This window comes from Collinsella sp. LCP21S3_A3, assembly GCF_052118905.1.
GTDB lineage: Bacteria > Actinomycetota > Coriobacteriia > Coriobacteriales > Coriobacteriaceae > Collinsella.
This window is the reverse complement of the sequence record NZ_JBQKGH010000003.1, coordinates 203,603-223,366: the sequence shown is the minus strand read 5'-3', so window position 1 is coordinate 223,366 and position 19,764 is coordinate 203,603. Positions and strand designations below refer to the sequence as shown.

The window sequence follows — 19,764 nt, the reverse complement described above, 5'->3', positions numbered from 1 at the left end:
TCGTAGTACCTGACGATGTCGGTGCCGAAGGCGGCCCTCAGGTCGGGGTACTCGTTGTAGTAGCTCTGGACGTCGAACGCCTCGTTGCCGCGGCGGCCCTCGGCCATGCCGCAGCTGACGAAGTGGCCGATGACGCCCGTGTCATCGAGGAGGACGAGCGACCCGACTGACCTCGAATAGAAGGACCTGACGTCAGCGTTGTGCTCGAGATAGTACTCCGGGCCGTAGACGGCAGAGTAGTCCTTGCCGCCGAGGGACGTGCGCATGCCCTTGATCGACGCGCAGCCGGACGGGTGGCGGCCCTCCCCCTTGCCGAAGGTCGCGTAGTGCTCGTAGTACCTGACGATGTCGGTGCCGAAGGCGGCCCTCAGGTCGGGGTACTCGTTGTAGTAGCTCTGGACGTCGAACGCCTCGTTGCCGCGGCGGCCCTCGGCCATGCCGAAGCTAATGAAGTGCTGGAGGGCCTTGTCCTTATCGTTGTTGGCCCATTTAGCGACATCAGGATTATTCTTTAGGTAATAGTCAGCATCAAATACAGCGGAGTAATCCATCCAACTAGAACGCGGGAATTGAGCAATAATCGCATCGGCGTCCGCTTCGCCCAGACGTTTGCAACCGGCATCACTAAAATAATTCCAAGCATCGCCCGAATTAGAGATAAAGCCATGTTCAATCAAGATACCCGGAATCCCTTGCTCGCGCGCACAGCGAATAACGGCAAACTCATCACCGAGCTCCATCTGGAATACACCACGGTAGGTTAAGCCAAGAGCATGCAGGTTATTCATTACTTTCTGAGCGAGCTCAACAGACGCCTGGGTATAGCTCGTGCCATTGGCCGTAGGCGCGTAAACCTCAGCACCATGCGCCGCAGAACTACCAGAGTTAATGTGAAAGCTCACAAAAGCTTGTGCGCCCTGCTTTACGCATCGCTGAACGCGGTACAGATAATCGTTGCTGCCGTAAGATCCACTTTGCTCTCGAGACATCACAACCTTAAAACCGTATCGCTCAAGTTTGGCCTTGCAGGCAACAGCAATCTTCCAAGTTAGATCTGCCTCGCTCTTCCCATTGCCTTGAGCGCCGGGATCAACGCCGCCATGACCAGGATCAAGAGCAATAACATACGCACCGTTCACAGCAGTATCAGTAAGAGAGAGAGATTGCACCCCATTTGAGGCGTTAAGCGCATCGCCAATCGTGGCAGCCTGAATCGCATCGCCAGAATCGTCTGAATAGTAGACAGACGAATTGACACTGCCTTCGACGAGGTCATCGTCCACAGTGGCATTCGCATCAATGTCGAACGCATATCCGCATTGCATCAAATCGACACTGTGCTCCGTGGCATCGCCTTGCAGATGATAGGAGATCGAAATCAAATCATATCCGCACTCAGCATAATCCTTACCGAACTGAAATGCGGCAGCATTACCACTGACGGCCGTCGCACTAACAGAAAGGGAATGCCCAGTCGTGGATTCCAATTCAAGAGTCGCATCTGTGAGTACATCGGAATCGTTAGGGGTAGCAAAAGCAATCACCTGGTCCACACCGACTGGAAGCTGCGGATAGGCGATATAGAGGTACTGATACGAATCGGTTAAAACGTCGCCGTTCCCATCCGCCACAACGGAAGAGTCATTTTCTTCTGCGGCAAGATTGACAGAGTCGCCCTGATTCTTATTGGAGGGCGAGGAGGTAGGGTCGTTAGTCGAGTATGAATTGCTCTCAGAATCCGCGACTTCAGCAGTTGAATCCTGCTGAACAGGCTCCCCATTGGTTGCATAGGCAGTGGCAACCGGCCCGATCAACGGATTGAGTCCAATAACTAACGCTGCAACGAATGTCGCAAGAAGTTGCAGATGACGTTTCATGCCAGCCCCCGTCAGGAACAAGTTCAAATGATGCTCACAAGATTATATTACAGGTGAAACCCGAGGGAACTGCTGCGTCAAGTACCCAACAGTTACCGGAGCACAAAGAACCTAAAACGCTCATGTATCGATCCCTAAATCGACGTTAGCGCCCCGTCCTCAGCCACAGGACCTCCCTGGTGCCAACCCTTCTCGGCATATGGAACCTCCTCGTTCTCACGACTACATGGCAGTTCGAGCGCAACGGGAGGCCCGTTTAAACATACTTTGTAATCATTCCAAAATTCGAATCGAACAAATCTGTTCTTGATAACAAGATTTCATATCCAGGATCAAAACATGGTTGAGGGAATAGGTTATTTTGAGAAAGAAGTTCTCCGCTACCAAGCCATTTGGCGATGTAGTCCAATCGTATTTTTGCTATGCCTATCAACTGTGAGGCTACATCGTAAAAATTAGGGTTATTGCCATCGGGTCCTCTCCTACGCAGGACATAGGCATGCTGCGCATGCGGCCTAAGGAAGATAGAAGGGAGGGATCTTCTTAAATCAATAAACTCGAATCCATTGCCTCGATATAGCCCGTTACCCATCGGAGACTTAATTTCCGGCACGCACACCATTAACAAATAACCGAAACCTATTGGATCGTTATCCCCTCTAGCAATGTTTGATAGCAAATCATAGTTATCCAAATACCTACTCTTATAATGAGTATAGATTTCTATAGATTTAATAGTTTCCGACTCGTATAAACTCATCCATAAAGCAATCCAATGATTGTCAACCAAATCAATAAAATGAGTGCTTATGCCGTAGTGCTGCAGCGCTCCCTCAATAACAGAAGGATTTGAGTTACAACCAGCAGGAAGATTGAACTGTTTATTCAAAAGCGAGTCTGACATTATTGTATCAACAAGCGACTTGAGGTTATGCAGGCACTTATCGGAGTATTTCTTACCGCGCATCAAGGAGGGAGTTAGACTTCCATACAGTCGATTTTGACCTCGATATAAAACTTTCCCAACATCCTTATTCATAAATTTAGAATAACCGATCAAACGGTTTAAACCATGAATACTAGATATCTCATAAACCGGTATATCAAGCTCTCGATCAGCATCAGAATATGTTTCCATCTTGACAAACCGTACACCGGAAATTGTAAGTTTACTATTTATAATTGCCGGCCTGTTATTGCCCTCGTTTAATTCCGACGTCATTTTCAACTCCCTAAAAACAGATTTAGAAAAATGGCAACTTCAGCAACCGGCGTCACTAAACAAATAGCTAAATAAGACCGCAGAAGCCATTGCCATGAACACGCTTGCCAATGAGCCCAGCAAATAAACCTCAGCAAAATCCTTATCACTTTCCAGCTGCTTAAAGCGCGCAATACTTTTTGCGGTAAAAATAAATGCTATAGCCGAATATTGGCTCATCAGAGAAAGCGCCGCGACAATCAGCCTTTCAAATATTCCAATCCACTTGCCTGAATGTGCGGTTGTCGTATCCGCCGACTGCTCAACACCCGGGTTTCGAAGAAATTGGAGCACCTTTGCAATAACAATGCTACAAGGGCGTCCACAAAAGCACAGTGTCGAAATCCAAGAGAGCTCCGCTCCACGGGCGCCCAAGAGATTCAAAGCAATTGGCCGCATGGCCCACAAATGGCAACATAGAACGCTCAATATGAGCAGAATTATAATGTGCAGCACTTGATCGGCCAGAAAACTACCGACCGGCGAAAGGTCAAGTCTTGCAAACGCTCTTCTCAGGCTGCCATCGATAATCCAATGTGAAAGGGCAAATACTGTAAAGGACGCAGCAATGGCGGTTGCACTCGCCTCAAACAGAAGAGCTACTGTTGCTGCGGCGCCGGCCGCGTAAACTAAGCAGTGCATGGCAAGGGCAATTCTGCTGCATTCCTTCTCGCCTGCCATCTTATTCGACTGAAAATAAAAGTCGAACAGCATATGAAACAGAAGGAAACACCCGAATACCCTCATGCCATCTCCAGCTCATTAAGGAAATGAACGGCGAAAGCAGCCAGCTCTCTTTCTTTTACAACATTCGCGAGTCTAAGGCTTTTCTCGAGCCCCTGCCTCGTCTTCCCCATCGCAACGCCCATTTGCCCCGCAAGCCCTACATGACTAGCCCTGATGCTATCTACGTTGAGGTTGAGCGAGCTGCCCAACGCCACTGGCGCGCAATCGATCGGATTGCTTTTAGCGCCATACTTTTTGCCTATACGTGTTTCGAAGAGCTCAGTATACCTTTTGCTCAAAGTCGCGTCTGTGCCCTCGTGCAGCATTAGCGGCCGCAGTAACTCAACAACCTCGCAGTAATTACGCTGCGACTCGTTTCTGCGATCGATTATTTCCAGACAGCCCGCCGCGCACAGCTCTTTCTCACGCGAAACACCCGAAGCATCAATGATCTTCAAATTACTGTACTTATCTTTTTCGGACGCAGCAATTGCTCTGCGTGCACGATGGTATGCCGACCCGTCTTGCTCCGTCGACAATGCAGACTGCATCCGAGTTTTCCATTCTCCAACTCCGATACCGCCCCTAAGATCAACCGTCTGGACGAGTATCTTAATAAATCTATATGCCAAGAAAGCGCCAGCCGTACTACGAAATAGGCCCTGCAATTCATCGCCCGCACTAAACATTAGCGGCATTTCGAGCTCAGTTTTAAACAGCTCGTTTGTGCAGTCCATAGCGTTCGCAAGATCTTCCTGCGCGCTTTGCCTCCTACTGTCCGAAAGACATCTCGAATGTCTCATATCAACCATGAGGGCCGAATAGCTATTGTTCATCAGGCTTCCTTTCCTCATGGCGATTATAGCAACTATTTTAGTTGCTTTCGCTCATTTGCAACGGTTTTAGTTTCTTCATGGCGGATGCAACTGAAATCGTTGCATTGTAATAGGCTATAATTCTTCCAAATCGCCTAGAGAAAGTGTTTGAATGCTGACCGTAATCGTGCCTACTTACAATGCCGAGCCGTATCTTTCTCAGGCTATAGGCAGCCTATTAAAGGAAAAGAAAATCGAACTGGAAATCCTCGCCATCAACGACGGATCTACTGATAACTCCCTCGCCATTATGCAAGATTTCGCTGCGCTCGACTCACGCGTTCGAGTGATCGATAAGGCAAACCAGGGCTACGGCGCAACCTGCAATCTGGGCATTCGCGAGGCAAAGGGCGACTGGATTGCCATCCTCGAGCCCGATGACTGGATCGAGCCCGGAATGTACTCCGACATGCTTGCCTTTGCCAAGCGCGAATTTGGCGATCCGAACAAGCTCGATATTATTGAGACCCCGTATTGGATCATTCGCAACCCCGATACCCCCCAAGAGGTCAAACTACATTGCGCATATCGCGGTCGCATTAAACCGCCTCGGCAACCGTTCACCATTCACGACGCTCCACACCTGCTGGCCCATCATCCGTCCATTTGGTCGGCAATCTATCGTCGCGACTTCCTGTTGCAAAACAATATCTGGTTTAAGGAAATCCCCGGTGCGGGCTGGGCCGATAATCCATTCCTTGTCGAAACGCTCTGCCAGGCAAAGGCGATCGCTTACTGGCCCAAGTCGTATTACTGCTACCGCGAGGAAACACCCGAAAAGGCGTCCGCTCTGGCCAAGCGTGACCCCTTGATGCCGTTTAATCGCTGGAACGATATGGTCGATATTCTTGAGCGGCTCAACGTCACCGACCCCGCCGTTTGGACACCCCAAATCACACGTGGCTTCACCTATATGGGCATCATGATTGAGCACACCGGAATTGAAGGGCACCCCGAAATCGAGCAGGCCATCCACAAGATGTTCGAACGCATGCCGCAAGAGCTGGTATTTGCCAATTCTCGCGTTACTCCCGCGGCCAAAAAGCTCTATTCCGAGTATATGGGTATCGCCAACCCTAAAATCAGCTACTGCGCATACGCCAAGGACCTCGTGGGCGAGGGCTTGTATAACGTATGGAACAAGGGGCCCAAGCAAACTCTAAAAATGATCACATCGCACTTTAGCTCATACAACGCACGCGCTGGAAAATAGTCTGATGGGCAGCAAAGCAAGCAGAAATACCTCCATCGAGGCGCTGCGCATGGTAGCGGTCGCCGGTATCGCGGTGTTCCATACCTTTCAGTGGACCTTCCAAGCCGTCTGCACCAGCCTACCGGAATACGCGCCGCTCGCTGTGTTCCCTTACTCCGGCGCGCTCGGCTTTATCAACCTGCTGGGCTGCTGGGCCAACGAGGTCTTCTTTATGATCTCGGGATACTTCCTTATTCCCTCGGCGGTACGCGCCCTCCAAAACGGTTCATCCGCGCAGGGTCTCACGCTTAAATCGCTTGATCGCCTCAAAAAGATCGTCTTGCCCACGCTCTTTTATTGCGCCACCTGCCTGTTTGTTTCGATGTACGTCTATCCCCTACCAGAAATCTCGCTGCATGAGATTGGCTGGCTCACGTTGGGCATCGAGTTTATCTGGGTCTACGCCGTCTCCGTATTGTTTGTCCCAGTGATTGCGCTGATACGACAGCGAATCGGCAGCAAAAGAGCCCCGTTTGTCGTAGCCCTTCTTGTGCTCGCAACATTTGGAATCAACTGCTACATCGCGGCGACGGCAAACGAAGCGGCCGGTATCATTCTGTGGCGCAAACTCATGAGCGCAGTTACCTACCTGGTCGCGTTTATTGCAGCTGGAGAAATGCACTTTGTCCTCGAATGCCACGGCAACGCATCCGGCGCTCAAAAATCCAAGATCGTACTCATCGGACTCGTTGCCACCACCATCGCGCTCGAGCTTCTGCTATCGGCAAATAGCCAGTACGACGCGCTCTGGAAGCTCTCCTTCAAGTCCACTTCCGTCATATCCTTTATCTTGGCCGCCGCATCCGTTGCCGCCGCAGCGCTCCATCAGCCGCGCCACGAAACCTCAGCCGCAGACAAGACAATCGTGTCTCTCGCCGCAGGAACACTCGCTTTCTACGCCGTACAATCGTTTACCTGCAATGTCTGGCGCCCCATCTTCGACAAGGCAATCTACACCATGGCGACAGGCATCCAAACGGGAGAGCCCCGTCCAGCCGCCGCCATTTTGCTCGGAATCCTTATGAGCCTTTGCCTCGCGCTTGCCCTACTCCTCGTGGATATCGTACGCAGGGCCGTAGTCGAGGCCATCAAGGCCCACATGAACAGCTAGACGTCCTTCTGACTCCTCAGACCACGAAGCGCGCTTACACCTGAAACAAATAAAATCGCAAAGACAATCGCCCAATTCTTGCAGCCAAATACCGGAATATGAACGATCGCATGGTCATGCATAACAACGAAATAACCCAGAACAACAACCAGAGGCAGTGCCATGAGCAGCGACTGGATCAACACCTTTCGACGACGACCGCCTTGCGCGCCGCCCCGTATCGAGCAAACGAGCACGGCAACCCAAATCGCCAATACGGCAGCAAACGAAACAAGACAAACGACGTTCGAGATCATCGCATAACCAGCTGTTGAGCAAATGGCAAACAGCTGCGGGCTCATGTAATAAAACGCCTTCAAAATCTGAGGCCAGTCAGCCTGGGGCAACAGTGACGAAGTCCCATGCGCAGACCAAAGGCCCATCTCGCCCAGAACGTTCGAAAAGACCTCGTCCCAGCCCAGCACAAATGCCGCGACAACCCATTTCATCGCCCAGGTAAACACAAACGAAAGCCCAAACCCAAAGAGCGCCTGCAGCATCGTGACGACGCAACGCTTGGGGCGCTCACCCTTGGGGAGCGCAATGAAGGCGAAAAAGCAATGCAGGGCGACAACTGCGGCAGGAATCGTTAAAAAGTCAAGAAACGAAAACACGGCGCCCGTCGCTATCGACCAAAGGACAAGGCGGCTTGTGAAAACCCGTGCGTTCGGGGCCGAGCCCAAACGAAGGCTCATGCAAGACATCATGATGAGCGCCACAAAGAACGAGATGCACAGCAGCAGATCACCGATAAAATTGAAAAACAGGTTGGTCGAGAACAACAGGATTGCAAGGAACCCCAACGTCAATGGCTTTGAAATTCGCTTCCGCAAGGCAACGTAAGCGCAAGCGGAGCCGGCAATCGCCAGAGCGGCCGCAGGCACCACGACAACGTCGATACCACCAATAAACAGGCAGACATTCGTAAGTAGCTGCCATCCATGCCAATACCGGTAGTACTGCTGATGCGTAATCCCGCCGGCTTTCGTAACGTCATCGATCTCGGCAACAGTCATCGTCTTAAACGGAGAACCTTGGTCCTTTTGCTGTGCGACTTCAATGATAAAGCGATTGTTATCAAAGCAAACAGGACCAGCTGCAACACGGTGGTCGTAGATATACATGTCAGACAACAGGGCAGAGGACTCCGAACCCTGCGCATGTGACTCGACAACGGGCCTCGGCAGGCAATTCGCCGCGGTATTGCTCAGGACAAATGCGACCTGAAAAACCAAAAACAGCAACATGACCTTGACGGGAAGGCTATCGGCAAAGGAAGCTAAACGAGTTTTATTCACAGGGCATCCAAACAGAAAGATCGCGTCCACAGGAATCGGCACCTATGTAATACCACAATGCGCGCTTGCAATCTCGCCGCGCACTCACGTCAACCAGGCGTGTAGCAAACGTTCTTGGTGATTAGCGGAACATTACACGCGGGCGCCCGCCTACGCTTACAATAGTCGTGTCCCATGGGACACGTTGTTTATTCCGCAGGGCCGATATGCTGCCCACGCGAAAGGATATTCTCGTTCATGACTTCTACCCTCCCCGCCCCCATCGACAAGCTCGCCATCGTCGTCGTCACCTATAAGCGCCAGGAGCTTCTGGCCAACCTGTTCGACTCCATGACCGAGCTCACGGCCGCGCCGTGGCGTATCGTGATCGTCGACAACGAGAATTCGCGCGAGACCGAAGCCATGTGTGCCGCATTCAACGAGCGCCTCGCCAACCTGTGGGGCATCGACGCCGATCAGCCCGACGCGCAGGGCGGCACCGACCGCGTCATCTACGCCCCGCAGCTCGAAAACGGCGGCGGCGCGGGCGGCTTCTCCGCCGGAACCAAGTGCGCCTACGATCTGGGCGCCCAGTGGTTTTGGGTGATGGACGACGACGTGCTCGTCATCCCGGAGGGCATCGAGCGCCTGGCCAAGTGGACCGACCGCTACGACGTCATCCAGGGTTCGCGCCTGGACTTTGACGGCGGTGCCTTCTTTTGGCAGTATCAGCTCATCCTTTCGCTTGGCATCCCCAACCCCATCGCTAAGTGGGACCTGGGCCCCGAGGGCTACCGCGCCATGAACCAGTTGTGCTTTGAGGGAGGCCTGTTCTCACGCCGTGTTGTCGACAAGATCGGCCTGCCCGACGCTCGTTTCTTTATCTACGGCGACGATGCCTGCTATGGCTATGTCGCCAGCCAACACTTCCCTGCCGTCGTAGTCGCCGATGTGGTACTCAAGCGCGCCCGCGCCGTCTCCAACTGGGATATCGCCGGTAAGCGTCAGCTCAATTCCACCAGTGACACCAATCGCTACTACATCATGCGTAACCGCGGCTACTTGGCCCGCTACATGCAGATCTACGGTGATTACCACCCCATTTTGTTCCGTTTGGGCAATGTGGCGACCTTCTGCAAGGAGTTTATCCGCCTTGCCGCCGTCGACAAGTGCTTTAAGACCGGCATTCCGGCGCTGCGCCGTGGCATGAAGGATGCCCGCAAGATCGTACGCGACCCCAACTGGAAGCCCATGCCGCCCATGAAGGAAACCGAGTAAAGCCGGCCCTCCTATAACTTCTGACATGCGACGGCAACTCGTTGCCCATCAAAGCCAAACCCCCAGCGCATGCGGCCCACGGCAGGACGCGGCACGCGAATGTCGTCGAGACCGCTCCGCTCGATATCGAGCAATGCCTGCACTGACAGAAGCTCTAGGCCCAACGCATCGACATCGGGGTCGTACAGCATGCTGACCGAGATCAGCGGGCGGCTATCCAATATGCCAAGTGTATCCGCCGCATCAAAGGTATTGGCGGTCGGAAACACCTGGAAACCCCCAAGCTCCGAACCGTGCGCTCGTTTTGTAACGGGGTCGGCATACCCAGGCAACCCAAAACAAAGACCCTGCAGTGCCAAACGAAAAGCCAGCAGCAAATCCGACTCGTCTCCATTGACGCCCAAGTCATTAATAATTACGCCCAAAGCTCGCCTAACTGCACGCTCGTCTCCGCGGCAAAGACCCTCTTGGAAATCATCGATAGCCTCGGCACTCTCGGCAGCGCACTCGAACCATTCGACAATCACAAGACGCAGCGCATACCGGAGCTCGTTATTGGGAAGGCGCAGGGCGCGGGGCAGACTGCCGTCCGCCTGGCGATCAGTCGCATCTGTCGTCAGGAGTCCACTCAAATACAAATCGGTCCAAATACCTTCCGCTGTCCCGGCATCAGGCTTCACGGCGTCTATGCACAGCGGCGCCTCAACACAGCCATACGGATTAAGCAAATCAAACATTGCCGCAAGCCATCTCAAATCCCAGGCGCCCACAGTCTCGTTCAGACAATCGGCATAGCAACATACATCAAAGCGCGTTGGCGGCAGGCAGCCCCGAGCCAAGAACTCAACCACACGAGCCGGGTTCGAACAATAGAACCCGCCAAACCGGTAGCCTTCGAACCATTCACGCGCGCAAGCCAGTCTGTCGCTCTGACCAGTGTAATCTAGCAGCGCCCTGTTTTCGGCATCCGAAAAACCAAACCGACGATCGCACCAGCTCGATAAGGGCGAAGCCAAACAATACGGGCAGTTGCGATGCGCAAATGCCGCCTGTGCGGGGCCGGGTCGCTCCCCCATCAAGCAAACCAGCCGCAAAGAATCGACCGAGGAGACAATGCCCTCAAAGAGCAGGCGGTCAAGCAACTCGATAAAGCACGAGCCATAGGCGGCCTGCACCTGCATATGATTCGTAAACGCCGCGTCATACCCATCAACCAGCAGCACAACCTGTTCATCACATGCCATACGGAGGAGCTCGATTAACACGCCAAGAGCCGAATCGATTTCATCAGAACCGGCAACACCGCGCGCTACGCGCTCGATATGGCGCACGTCGCCGCGCGCTAAATCGGGAACTTCCAGCAGCGGCAACAGACGAGCGCACTCACGAGCGACGACATCGCGCATGGTGGCCTCGACATCGGCGCCTCGATAGGAGGAAGTGGAAAAATCCAAAGCAATGACCGGATAGCGTGCATACTCATCACGATAGATGCCATCTTCTGCGTCCCATATTTGGCTACCGATGAACAGATTCACGCTCGACGAGCCGGGCACAGGACGCTCCAGATAACATTTGAGCATGGAGAGGTTCATACTCTTGCCAAAACCATGAGGCCGACAACAGAGCGCCACAGTCGATTCGCAATCTAAGATATCGGCAATAAACATGGTCTTATCAACTAAAACACAATGATCGGCGGCGTCGGCAAAATCATGAATATCAATCGGCAGAACGGCATTTCCGCCGGGATTGAGCAACTTCACGTCAAAGGTGTTATCAATATCATACATTGCCTGTTCAGACACCGTTTTATCTCCCCTTTTAGAACAACGATGCCATTTTAGCGACCATCTTGATAACAATTTTATTGTTCAACAAATGATTCGGGTAACGGTAGAAATGACTCCATAAGGGGGGCATAACAAAACGATTCGCAACAAATAGGGGTCCGGTGCTATCGCATCGGGCCCCTATTTGAATCGCTAAGGCAAAACGCTCGCTGAGAGCCTACTTTTGGGCGTCTTTCTCCGCAGCGTCTTTGTTTTGCTGGTCAAGTTTATGCTTACCGCTCACAATAGACGTAGCGCCCAATGTGGCCAAGCTCGCGCTGGCAAGGCTCGCCATCAAAATCAAGTCACCCGTCTTGGGCATGCTGCCCTTAGAGGACTGAGTCGTCGTGGCTGAGGCAGTCACAACCTTGGTTTTACCCTGGTTCTGATCGGCGGCATCATCAACCAGGCCCTTGGACCCATTGTTATCCGCCTGCTTGCCATCCTTACCAAGGCGGGGATCCTTCGATTCCGCACCGTCTGATTCCGTGCCCTTGTCGGAATCGGACCCCTTAGAACCCTCGTCCTTCGAATCGCCCTTAGCGTACTCGGTCTGTTCCGTAGCGCCCTCGTCGGATCCATCCTTCTTGGAAGACGATCCGCTGTTGATGCCAGACATCAGCGAGAAGCCAAACATGGAGCCAAGCTGTTCGCTCGCAGAGGGTTTGTCATTCGTCGACGAGTCGCTCGAACCGGCAGTCGATCCACCGGCGGAAGAACCAGACCCTGCCGCAGCATCTGCGGAATTCGAAGGCGAGGCAGACCCCGCGCTGCCGGCCGAAGCGACATCGCCATTTCCATCGCTTGCTCCGGCATCGTTCGAAGGAGTATCGACGGTATCCTCGTCAGCACCATTGGTATCGGCACTAGACCCAGAGGGAGCAACGGGAGCGGCGGGCGCCGGAGTCACGGGCACGGGCTCGGGCTCGGGCTCAGGCTCGGGCTCGGGCTCAGGCTCAGGTTGAGGCTCGACCGGCGGCGTCGCCGCGGCCTCGTCCTCGGTAATATAGACCAGGCAATCCTTAAGCTCGTTCTTGTAACGGTTCTTCCAGCCCTCGTGATATTGCGGCTGGCTCGAGTACTTACGGGCAACGTTATTGACCACGCTGCTGGAAAGCGCCGTCACAAATTCACGGTCGGTCATATCGTTTGTAAGATTTGCCCAGCGGAAAAAGTCCTGGCAGCCATAGGTGCCGCACATGTTGGTGATGCTCCACACCATACCCTTGACGCAATCGGCGCGGCCAGAGATATCAATACCAAGCGCGCTCTTGAGCCAGGCCTCGGTCACCGCGTAATAGGAGTTGTATGCATATGAATCTTGCAGCGCCGAGAACTCAGCCGGATCGGCGTTATAGGCGCCTTGGAAGGCATCCTGCGCAATGCGACCCAGCTCCGTCAGCTGACCGTTCGAATACATGGGGTTGCTTGCGTTGGAGATATCGCCCCCGCGGTCAATTGCAGACTTAAGCATGCCGTACTTGGCAGGATTGTAGTTATAGACCTGCTTCATAAACGGGATGAGCGACCAGCGTCGATCGAACTGGTAGTAACCGAGAGCGTTGTAACCATCGCCGTACGAAAAGCCCTGGTTATAGTTGCCGTGGCTCTCATACTTGGTAAAGTACTTCATCTCGCTGGTCACATTGACAAACGAGACACCTTGGACCGACCTCAGCACGCCCGAGAAAGACTGCTGGGTATAAAGACCCTTATCGATATCGGTGGCATCCGAGGCAACGCCCGGCGTGGGCTCATCCGCAGCAGCGGGCGCGGGCGCGGCAACGGCGCCAAACGAAAGAGCCAGCGTCAATCCGGCAACAATCGCGGAATGCTTGGGCTGCATAAGATCCTCCTTGCATTGGTGTAGTTAAAGTGCAGTTTGCAAAGATAGATTTAAGTATCGCAGCAAGACCGATGTCGTACAACAACAACTCGACAAACGATAACGCCCTCCGCGAAATCTTAAGGAATTGTGCTCGAGTTACAGCTTGATATCGAAGTTAATCTCGGGCACGGCCGCCAAGTCGGCCAACGTCACGCCGTCGACGTACTTTTCAATCACGTCGTCCAGACCGCGCCAGAACTTCACAGTCGAGCACAGATCGCTGCGAGTGCAGTTGTTATCGATGCCATCGCATGCGACGGGCGCCGTGCTGCCCTCGACAGCACGCAATATATCGCCGGCTCGCACCTCGGCCGGGTCCACGGCCATCATGTAGCCGCCGCCCTTGCCGCGCACACTCTTGAGCAGGCCCGCCTTCATAAGCGGACGGACCAGCTGCTCCAAATACTTTTGCGAAATATGCTCACGGTCGGCAATCTCGCGCAGGGCGATTTTGCCCTCGGCGTCACCGAGCGCCGCGATATAAATCATCAAACGGAGGGCATAGCGGCCCTTAGAAGAAATGAGCATACCTACCCTCCCGGTGCGCTTGAGAAAAAATCATCAGCAGAGTTTGCCCCAGATGCCAAGCGTGTGGGACAGACGATCCCGACTATTATGTCCCACATCTGAAAAGTCGAGTGGATTAGTCGGGTTTTCCCTTGACTAACGCCGAACCCATAGTAACTTTATTCCGAGAAGATTCCTAGGGTTTAGTACACCTATGAGTACACCATATACAGAGAGGGACAGCATGAGCGCAAATCCGCTGCTTTCCATCGAAGGTCTGACCGCCTCCGTGGACGAGAAGACCATCCTCCACAACGTCAACCTCAACGTCGCCGCCGGCGAGACCCATGTGCTGATGGGACCCAACGGCGCCGGCAAGTCCACCCTCGGCCACCTGGTCATGGGCGATCCCGTCTATACCGTGCAGAACGGGCGCATCGTCTTTGACGGCCAGGACATCACCGAGCTCACCACCGACAAGCGTTCGCGCGCCGGCCTGTTCCTGAGCTTCCAGGCTCCGGTCGAGATCCCGGGCGTGCCGCTGTCGAGCTTTTTGCGCGCCAGCATCGCCGGCCGCCCCGGCCTGGAGATGAAGGGCAAGGAATTCCGCCGTCGCGTCAAGGAGCTCGCGGCCGAGCTCAACATGGACACCGCCTACCTCAACCGTGAGCTGGGCGTAGGCTTCTCGGGCGGCGAGAAAAAGAAGGTCGAGATGCTCCAGCTTCTGCTGCTGCAGCCCAAACTCGCCATCCTGGACGAGACCGACTCCGGCCTGGACGTCGACGCCCTGTCCACCGTCAGCCACGGCATGGACGCCTACCGCAAGAGCTGCAACGGTTCCATGCTCATCATCACGCACAACACGCGCATCCTGGAGCACCTGGATGTCGACCGCGTCCACGTTATGGTCAAGGGCCACATCGTGCGCGAGGACGACGCCTCGCTGATCCCCTGGATCGACAAGAACGGCTTTGAGACCTTCGAGCGCGAGGCCGCCGAGCAGCGCGCCCAGGCCGAGGCAGCCGCTGCCGAGCAGCAGGCGTAAAGGGGCGACGCAATGACCAAGAACCGCACCGAGGTCGCGGACATCGACCGCAGCCTCTACGACTTCACCTATGGCGAGGAGGGATTCGAGCGTCTCGACGCCGGCATCACGCCCGACATCGTGCGCGAGATCAGCGCCAAGAAGGACGAGCCGCAGTGGATGCTCGACCTGCGCCTCAAGTCCCTCGAGATCTTCAACCGTTTTCCCGACCCGACGTGGGGCCCCTCCATCGAGGGCCTGGACATGGACAACATCGTCACCTACGTCAAGCCCAACACCGACCAAAAGCACGACTGGGAGTCGGTGCCCGACGACATCAAGAACACCTTTGAGCGCCTGGGCATCCCCGAGGCCGAGCGCAGCTACCTGGCGGGCGTCGGTGCGCAGTACGACTCCGAGCTCGTCTACCACAACATGCAGGACACGGCGTCCAAGATGGGCATCGTCTACTCCGGCATCGAGGAGGCCCTGCACGACCCGCGGTGGGAGCCGCTCATCCACGAGAAGTTTATGACGCTCATCCCGCCCACCGACCACAAGTTTGCGGCCCTGCATGGCGCCGTATGGTCGGGCGGCTCGTTTGTCTACGTGCCCAAGGGCACCAAGCTCGATTTTCCGCTGCAGAGCTACTTCCGCCTCAACGCCAAGGGCGCCGGCCAGTTTGAGCACACGCTCATCATCGTCGAGGACGACGCCGACCTGCACTTTATCGAGGGCTGCTCCGCACCCAAGTACAACGTGGCAAACCTCCACGCCGGCGCTGTGGAGCTCTTTGTGGGCAAGCGCGCACACCTGCGCTATTCGACCATCGAGAACTGGTCCAAGAACATGTACAACCTCAACACCAAGCGTGCACGCGTGGATGAGGACGGCGACATCGAGTGGATCAGCGGCTCCTTCGGCAGCCACGTGGGCTACCTCTACCCCATGAGTGTGCTCAACGGCCGCCGCGCCCGCTCGAGCTTTACCGGCATCACCTTTGCCGGCGCCGGCCAGAACCTCGATACCGGCTGCAAAGTCGTGCTCAACGCGCCCGAGACCTCGGCAACCGTCGAGACCAAGGGCATCTCCAAGAGCGGTGGCATCCAGACCTTCCGCAGCTCTATCGTGGCCACGCCCAAGGCCGAGGGCTCCAAGGCAACCGTGAGCTGCCAGTCGCTCATGCTCGACGACCAAAGCCGCTCCGACACCATCCCCGCCATGGACATCCGCGCCAAGAACGTCGACATCGGCCACGAGGCCACCATCGGCCGCATCGGCGACGACAAGGTGTTCTACCTGATGAGCCGCGGCATCTCGGAGGAAGAGGCCCGCACCATGATCGTCAACGGCTTTGCCAACCCGGTCTCCAAGGAGCTGCCGCTGGAGTACGCCGTCGAGATGAACAACCTGATCAAGCTCGAGATGGAAGGAGCGATCGGATAATGAAACAGACCATCAACACGCCGAACGCATTTACGTCATCCGAGCTTCTGCAGTGCGACGTATCGGGAGCGACGAGCCCGACGACGCGTACTAAAGGTACGCGAGGAGGGTCGGAGCCCCGAGACGGCGTGCTGCAGGAGATCGGGGGCGTCAACGCGATGCCGGCCGCCACATGGGGCTGGCTCAAGATGAACCAGACTAAGCTCGAGCTTTCGGACGAGCTTGCCGCCGCTCCCGCCGAGGCCATTGAGGTCGAAGGCCTGGACGAGCAGATCCATGGCGCGGCCGACGCCTTCGACGCCGCCATGGAGGCCATGGCCGAGCGCTTCCCCGAGCGACGCACCTCAGCCCCCGGCGACGCCGCCGACCGCGCCCGCATCACACCCGAGACCGAGCTCGACGTGCCTGCCACTTCCGTCTACCAGGCCGGCGCTATCAAGCTCGAGGAGGAGCTCTCCCCCGCCGAGGCCTTCGAGACCGGCATGGGCGAGGCCGCCTACACCTATCTGGCCGACCATGCCACCAAGCGTATCGTCATCGACGTGCCCGCCTACGGCCGTGCCACGGTCACCGTGCGCGTGAGCGGCGTCGATGCCGCGGCTGCCATCGCCGCCATCGATGTCGTCGCCCGCCCGCAGGCAACGCTCGACCTCCAGATCGCCCTGGACTCCCCCGTTACCGGCGAGGGCGTCGTGGGCTCCGTGCTGCGCGTGTGTGCTCACGAGTACGCCACCGTCAACGTTGCCTGTACGCAGACGCTCGACGACAGCTGGATCGCGCTCGACGACACCGGCCTGTTCCTGGACGAGGGCGCGCGCGTCAACGTGCAGCACACCGTACTGGGTGCTGGCGCCAGCGCCACCGGCCTTGCCGGCGACCTGCTGGGCGATACCGCCAAGGTGACCATCGATACCGATTACCTGGGCGCCCGCCAGCAGGTGCGCGACTTTAACTACGAGCTGCGCCACCGCGGCCGCAAGACCGAGTGCGAAATCGATGCCAACGGCGTGCTGACCGGCACGTCCAAGAAGGTCTACCGCGGCACCATCGACCTCGTGCACGGCTGCAAGGGTGCTGTCGGCACCGAGCGCGAGACGGTGCTCTTGGCCAACAAGGGCGTCGACAACAAGACCGTTCCCGTCATCCTCTGCGACGAGGACGACGTCGCCGGCAACCATGGCGCCACCATCGGCCACGTCCGCGACGAGCAGCTGTTCTACCTCGCCTGCCGCGGCCTTGACCAAAATGCCGCCGAGGACCTGTTCATCCGTGCCAAGCTGGAGGACGCCGCACTTTCCGCCGCCGACGAGCGCATCCGCGCCGCCGTCGTCCGCTTGGGCAATAACCTGATCGATAACTTTGAGGAGGAGCTCGCATGATTGACACCGAGCACGTTAAATGCGATACCTGTACTGCCCCCGAGCCCATGGAATTCGACGCCAGCGACGAGGCCTCGCGCGGCTGGCCTACCGTCGACATCGAGACCAACCCCTACAAGGCGCAGTTCCCGCTGTTCCAACAGCACCCCGAGATCGCCTTCCTCGATAGTGCCGCCACCGCGCAGCGCCCCGCCTGTGTGCTCGACGCCGAGCGCGATTTCTACCAGCGCATGAACGCCAACCCCCTGCGCGGCCTGTACTCGCTGTCCGTCGAGGCCACCGAGGCCATCGCGAAGGTGCGCCAGCAGATCGCCGACCTCATCGGCGCCTCCCAGGCTAATGAGATCGTCTTCACCCGCAACACGAGCGAGTCGCTCAACCTGGTCGCCAAGAGCTTTGCGCCCACGGTGCTCGAGCCCGGTGACGAGGTCGTCATCACCATCATGGAGCACCACTCCAACCTGATTCCGTGGCAGCAGGTCTGCCGCGAGACCGGCGCCAAGCTCGTCTACCTCTACCCCACCAAGACCGGTCAGCTCACGACTGAGGAGGTTCTATCCAAGGTGGGCCCCAAGACCAAGATTCTGGCCGTGGGTCAGATCTCTAACGTGCTGGGCGTCGAGAACCCGGTCAAGAATCTCGGCAAGCTCGTGCACAAGTACGGCGGCTATCTGGTCGTCGACGGCGCGCAGTCGCTGCCGCACATGCCGGTCAACGTGGCCGATCTGGGCGCCGACTTCTTTGCCTTTAGCGCGCACAAGGCCATGGGCCCCATGGGCATCGGCGTGCTGTGGGGCAAGATGGATCTGCTCAACGCCATGCCGCCCATGCTTACCGGTGGCGAGATGATCGATTCGGTCACCGAGCAGGACGCCGTCTGGACGCCCGTCCCCGAGAAGTTCGAGGCCGGTACGCAGGACGCCGCCGGTATCTTCGCCACGGGCGCGGCGCTTGATTACCTGGTCAACACGGTGGGCTACGAAAACATCCAGGCCCGTGAGCAGGCACTCGTCCACTACCTGATGGGCGAGCTCATGCAGCTCGACTTTGTCCAGATCATCGGCTCCATCTATTGGGACAACCACCACGGAGTCGTGAGCTTTAACGTCAAGGGCATCCACCCTCACGACGTCGCGAGCATCATGGACATGGACGGCGTCTGCATCCGTGCCGGTCACCACTGCGCGCAGCCGCTGCTCACCTGGCTGGGCGTCGAGAACCTTGCCTGCTGCCGCGCCAGCGTGGCCTTCTACAACGACAAGGCCGATATCGATAAGTTCATCGCCGGCCTGTATCACGTTTGGAGTACGTTCAATGGGTAATCTGTACACCTCCACCACGTTTATGGAGCACAACTCCCACCCCGACTACAAGTACGAGATGGATGCCCCCACGCACGAACACGACGGCATCAACCCCAGCTGCGGCGATGAGCTCACCCTGCAGCTGCGTGTCGAGAACGATGTAATCGAGGAGGCTTCCTTTACCGGGCACGGCTGCGCCATCAGCCAGGCCAGCGCCGACATCATGGCCGACCTCATCACGGGCGAAACGGTCGAGGAGGCTCGTCGTCTGGCAGAGCTTTTCCTCGCCATGATCCGTGGCGAGGAGCTCTCCGAGGAAGACTTGGAAGACCTAGACGAGGCCGCTCAGCTCCAGGACATCTCACACATGCCCGCCCGCGTCAAATGCGCCGAACTCGCCTGGCGCACCCTCGACGGCATGCTCGAGGGTCAGGCTAACCAGTAACGGATGCCCCGAATCCAAGGTTTTTGATTGCCGAGCCGCCCGATACGGGCGGCTCGGCTTTTTCATAACGAGCGCACGCGCAGCCACGCTTCCGGCGCCCAATCTGTCATTTATCGCACGGCCAACCGCAAGCACAAGCGTTTTTCACAGTACATAAGGCTTGCCACAGGGCCACGGGGCACGCCGAGCAAAGCGCCAGGCACCGTCCTACTAGGCTCCGGCTCGCCTCCTGCCTGCCGCAGA

16 protein-coding genes are annotated in these 19,764 nt (G+C 56.4%); 8 read left to right on the top strand and 8 right to left on the bottom strand.

The genetic code is table 11. The annotated features are described in order from the left end of the window. From ACTQ0H_RS02970 to ACTQ0H_RS02955, 4 genes are all read right to left on the bottom strand, one after another. Positions 1-1,877: N-acetylmuramoyl-L-alanine amidase (locus ACTQ0H_RS02970; RefSeq protein WP_441547782.1), on the bottom strand; the 1,877-nt coding region annotated here is incomplete at its 3' end. Positions 1,878-2,133: 256 nt separating this feature from the next. Continuing rightward, on the bottom strand, positions 2,134-3,099 hold the full coding sequence (locus ACTQ0H_RS02965; protein WP_441547781.1) for an FRG domain-containing protein: 966 nt from the start codon (positions 3,097-3,099) through the stop codon (positions 2,134-2,136). 39 nt (positions 3,100-3,138) lie between these two features. After that, complete coding sequence (locus ACTQ0H_RS02960) at positions 3,139-3,885, bottom strand: DUF3307 domain-containing protein (protein WP_441547780.1); 747 nt, start codon at positions 3,883-3,885, stop codon at positions 3,139-3,141. Further along, a complete protein-coding gene (locus ACTQ0H_RS02955) occupies positions 3,882-4,700 on the bottom strand; it encodes a SatD family protein (RefSeq protein ID WP_441547779.1) in 819 nt (272 codons plus the stop codon). Before ACTQ0H_RS02955 ends, ACTQ0H_RS02960 begins: the two co-directional genes overlap by 4 nt. A 151-nt stretch (positions 4,701-4,851) precedes the next feature. Here ACTQ0H_RS02955 and ACTQ0H_RS02950 point away from each other — a divergent pair, with 151 nt between their 5' ends. Both ACTQ0H_RS02950 and ACTQ0H_RS02945 read left to right on the top strand, forming a co-directional pair. Next, complete coding sequence (locus ACTQ0H_RS02950) at positions 4,852-5,952, top strand: glycosyltransferase family 2 protein (RefSeq protein WP_441547778.1); 1,101 nt, start codon at positions 4,852-4,854, stop codon at positions 5,950-5,952. A gap of 4 nt (positions 5,953-5,956) precedes the next feature. Then, positions 5,957-7,102, top strand: a complete 1,146-nt coding sequence (locus ACTQ0H_RS02945) for an acyltransferase family protein (protein ID WP_441547777.1) — start codon at positions 5,957-5,959, stop codon at positions 7,100-7,102. Here ACTQ0H_RS02945 and ACTQ0H_RS02940 read toward each other — a convergent pair. Next, positions 7,099-8,469: a hypothetical protein gene (locus ACTQ0H_RS02940; RefSeq protein ID WP_441071008.1), complete on the bottom strand. Its 1,371-nt coding sequence runs from the start codon at positions 8,467-8,469 to the stop codon at positions 7,099-7,101. The two genes, ACTQ0H_RS02945 and ACTQ0H_RS02940, sit on opposite strands and share 4 nt — an antisense overlap. 207 nt (positions 8,470-8,676) lie before the next feature. On the opposite strand from ACTQ0H_RS02940, the gene ACTQ0H_RS02935 reads away from it, so the two are divergent. Then, positions 8,677-9,696, top strand: coding sequence for a glycosyltransferase (locus ACTQ0H_RS02935; protein WP_427795378.1), 1,020 nt, complete (start codon positions 8,677-8,679; stop codon positions 9,694-9,696). Positions 9,697-9,707: 11 nt separating this feature from the next. Here the strand turns inward: ACTQ0H_RS02935 and ACTQ0H_RS02930 are convergent, their stop codons facing one another. From ACTQ0H_RS02930 to ACTQ0H_RS02920, 3 genes are all read right to left on the bottom strand, one after another. Continuing rightward, positions 9,708-11,504 carry an AAA family ATPase gene (locus ACTQ0H_RS02930; protein ID WP_441547776.1) on the bottom strand — a complete coding sequence of 599 codons (1,797 nt, stop codon included), beginning with the start codon at positions 11,502-11,504 and terminating at the stop codon, positions 9,708-9,710. Positions 11,505-11,706: 202 nt separating this feature from the next. Next, complete coding sequence (locus tag ACTQ0H_RS02925; protein WP_441547775.1) at positions 11,707-13,374, bottom strand: hypothetical protein; 1,668 nt, start codon at positions 13,372-13,374, stop codon at positions 11,707-11,709. 138 nt (positions 13,375-13,512) lie between these two features. After that, positions 13,513-13,944, bottom strand: coding sequence for an RrF2 family transcriptional regulator (locus ACTQ0H_RS02920; RefSeq protein WP_154518293.1), 432 nt, complete (start codon positions 13,942-13,944; stop codon positions 13,513-13,515). 223 nt (positions 13,945-14,167) lie between these two features. Here ACTQ0H_RS02920 and sufC point away from each other — a divergent pair, with 223 nt between their 5' ends. The 5 genes from sufC to sufU are packed head-to-tail and all read left to right on the top strand — an operon-like array spanning position 14,168 to position 19,521. Next, complete coding sequence (gene sufC, locus ACTQ0H_RS02915) at positions 14,168-14,968, top strand: Fe-S cluster assembly ATPase SufC (protein WP_427794569.1); 801 nt, start codon at positions 14,168-14,170, stop codon at positions 14,966-14,968. Positions 14,969-14,980: 12 nt separating this feature from the next. Next, positions 14,981-16,393: a Fe-S cluster assembly protein SufB gene (gene sufB / locus ACTQ0H_RS02910; protein ID WP_427794570.1), complete on the top strand. Its 1,413-nt coding sequence runs from the start codon at positions 14,981-14,983 to the stop codon at positions 16,391-16,393. Further along, entirely contained in the window at positions 16,393-17,772 is a 1,380-nt protein-coding gene (locus ACTQ0H_RS02905) for a SufB/SufD family protein (RefSeq protein ID WP_441547774.1), read from the top strand. Before sufB ends, ACTQ0H_RS02905 begins: the two co-directional genes overlap by 1 nt. Next, complete coding sequence (locus ACTQ0H_RS02900) at positions 17,769-19,094, top strand: aminotransferase class V-fold PLP-dependent enzyme (protein WP_441538868.1); 1,326 nt, start codon at positions 17,769-17,771, stop codon at positions 19,092-19,094. Before ACTQ0H_RS02905 ends, ACTQ0H_RS02900 begins: the two co-directional genes overlap by 4 nt. Then, positions 19,087-19,521, top strand: a complete 435-nt coding sequence (gene sufU / locus ACTQ0H_RS02895; protein WP_441044703.1) for a Fe-S cluster assembly sulfur transfer protein SufU — start codon at positions 19,087-19,089, stop codon at positions 19,519-19,521. The genes ACTQ0H_RS02900 and sufU overlap by 8 nt, the downstream gene beginning before the upstream one ends. Positions 19,522-19,764: the final 243 nt, after the last annotated feature.

What these genes read in the sequence shown, in the direction of transcription:
- ACTQ0H_RS02960 (WP_441547780.1), bottom strand. Translation starts at nt 3,885, where the DNA reads ATGAGGGTATTCGGGTGTTTCCTTCTGTTTCATATGCTGTTCGACTTT.
- ACTQ0H_RS02955 (WP_441547779.1), bottom strand. Translation starts at nt 4,700, where the DNA reads ATGAACAATAGCTATTCGGCCCTCATGGTTGATATGAGACATTCGAGA.
- ACTQ0H_RS02945 (WP_441547777.1), top strand. Translation starts at nt 5,957, where the DNA reads ATGGGCAGCAAAGCAAGCAGAAATACCTCCATCGAGGCGCTGCGCATG.
- ACTQ0H_RS02935 (WP_427795378.1), top strand. Translation starts at nt 8,677, where the DNA reads ATGACTTCTACCCTCCCCGCCCCCATCGACAAGCTCGCCATCGTCGTC.
- ACTQ0H_RS02920 (WP_154518293.1), bottom strand. Translation starts at nt 13,944, where the DNA reads ATGCTCATTTCTTCTAAGGGCCGCTATGCCCTCCGTTTGATGATTTAT.
- ACTQ0H_RS02950 (WP_441547778.1), top strand. Translation starts at nt 4,852, where the DNA reads ATGCTGACCGTAATCGTGCCTACTTACAATGCCGAGCCGTATCTTTCT.
- ACTQ0H_RS02900 (WP_441538868.1), top strand. Translation starts at nt 17,769, where the DNA reads ATGATTGACACCGAGCACGTTAAATGCGATACCTGTACTGCCCCCGAG.
- ACTQ0H_RS02905 (WP_441547774.1), top strand. Translation starts at nt 16,393, where the DNA reads ATGAAACAGACCATCAACACGCCGAACGCATTTACGTCATCCGAGCTT.
- sufC (WP_427794569.1), top strand. Translation starts at nt 14,168, where the DNA reads ATGAGCGCAAATCCGCTGCTTTCCATCGAAGGTCTGACCGCCTCCGTG.
- sufB (WP_427794570.1), top strand. Translation starts at nt 14,981, where the DNA reads ATGACCAAGAACCGCACCGAGGTCGCGGACATCGACCGCAGCCTCTAC.
- sufU (WP_441044703.1), top strand. Translation starts at nt 19,087, where the DNA reads ATGGGTAATCTGTACACCTCCACCACGTTTATGGAGCACAACTCCCAC.
- ACTQ0H_RS02925 (WP_441547775.1), bottom strand. Translation starts at nt 13,374, where the DNA reads ATGCAGCCCAAGCATTCCGCGATTGTTGCCGGATTGACGCTGGCTCTT.
- ACTQ0H_RS02965 (WP_441547781.1), bottom strand. Translation starts at nt 3,099, where the DNA reads ATGACGTCGGAATTAAACGAGGGCAATAACAGGCCGGCAATTATAAAT.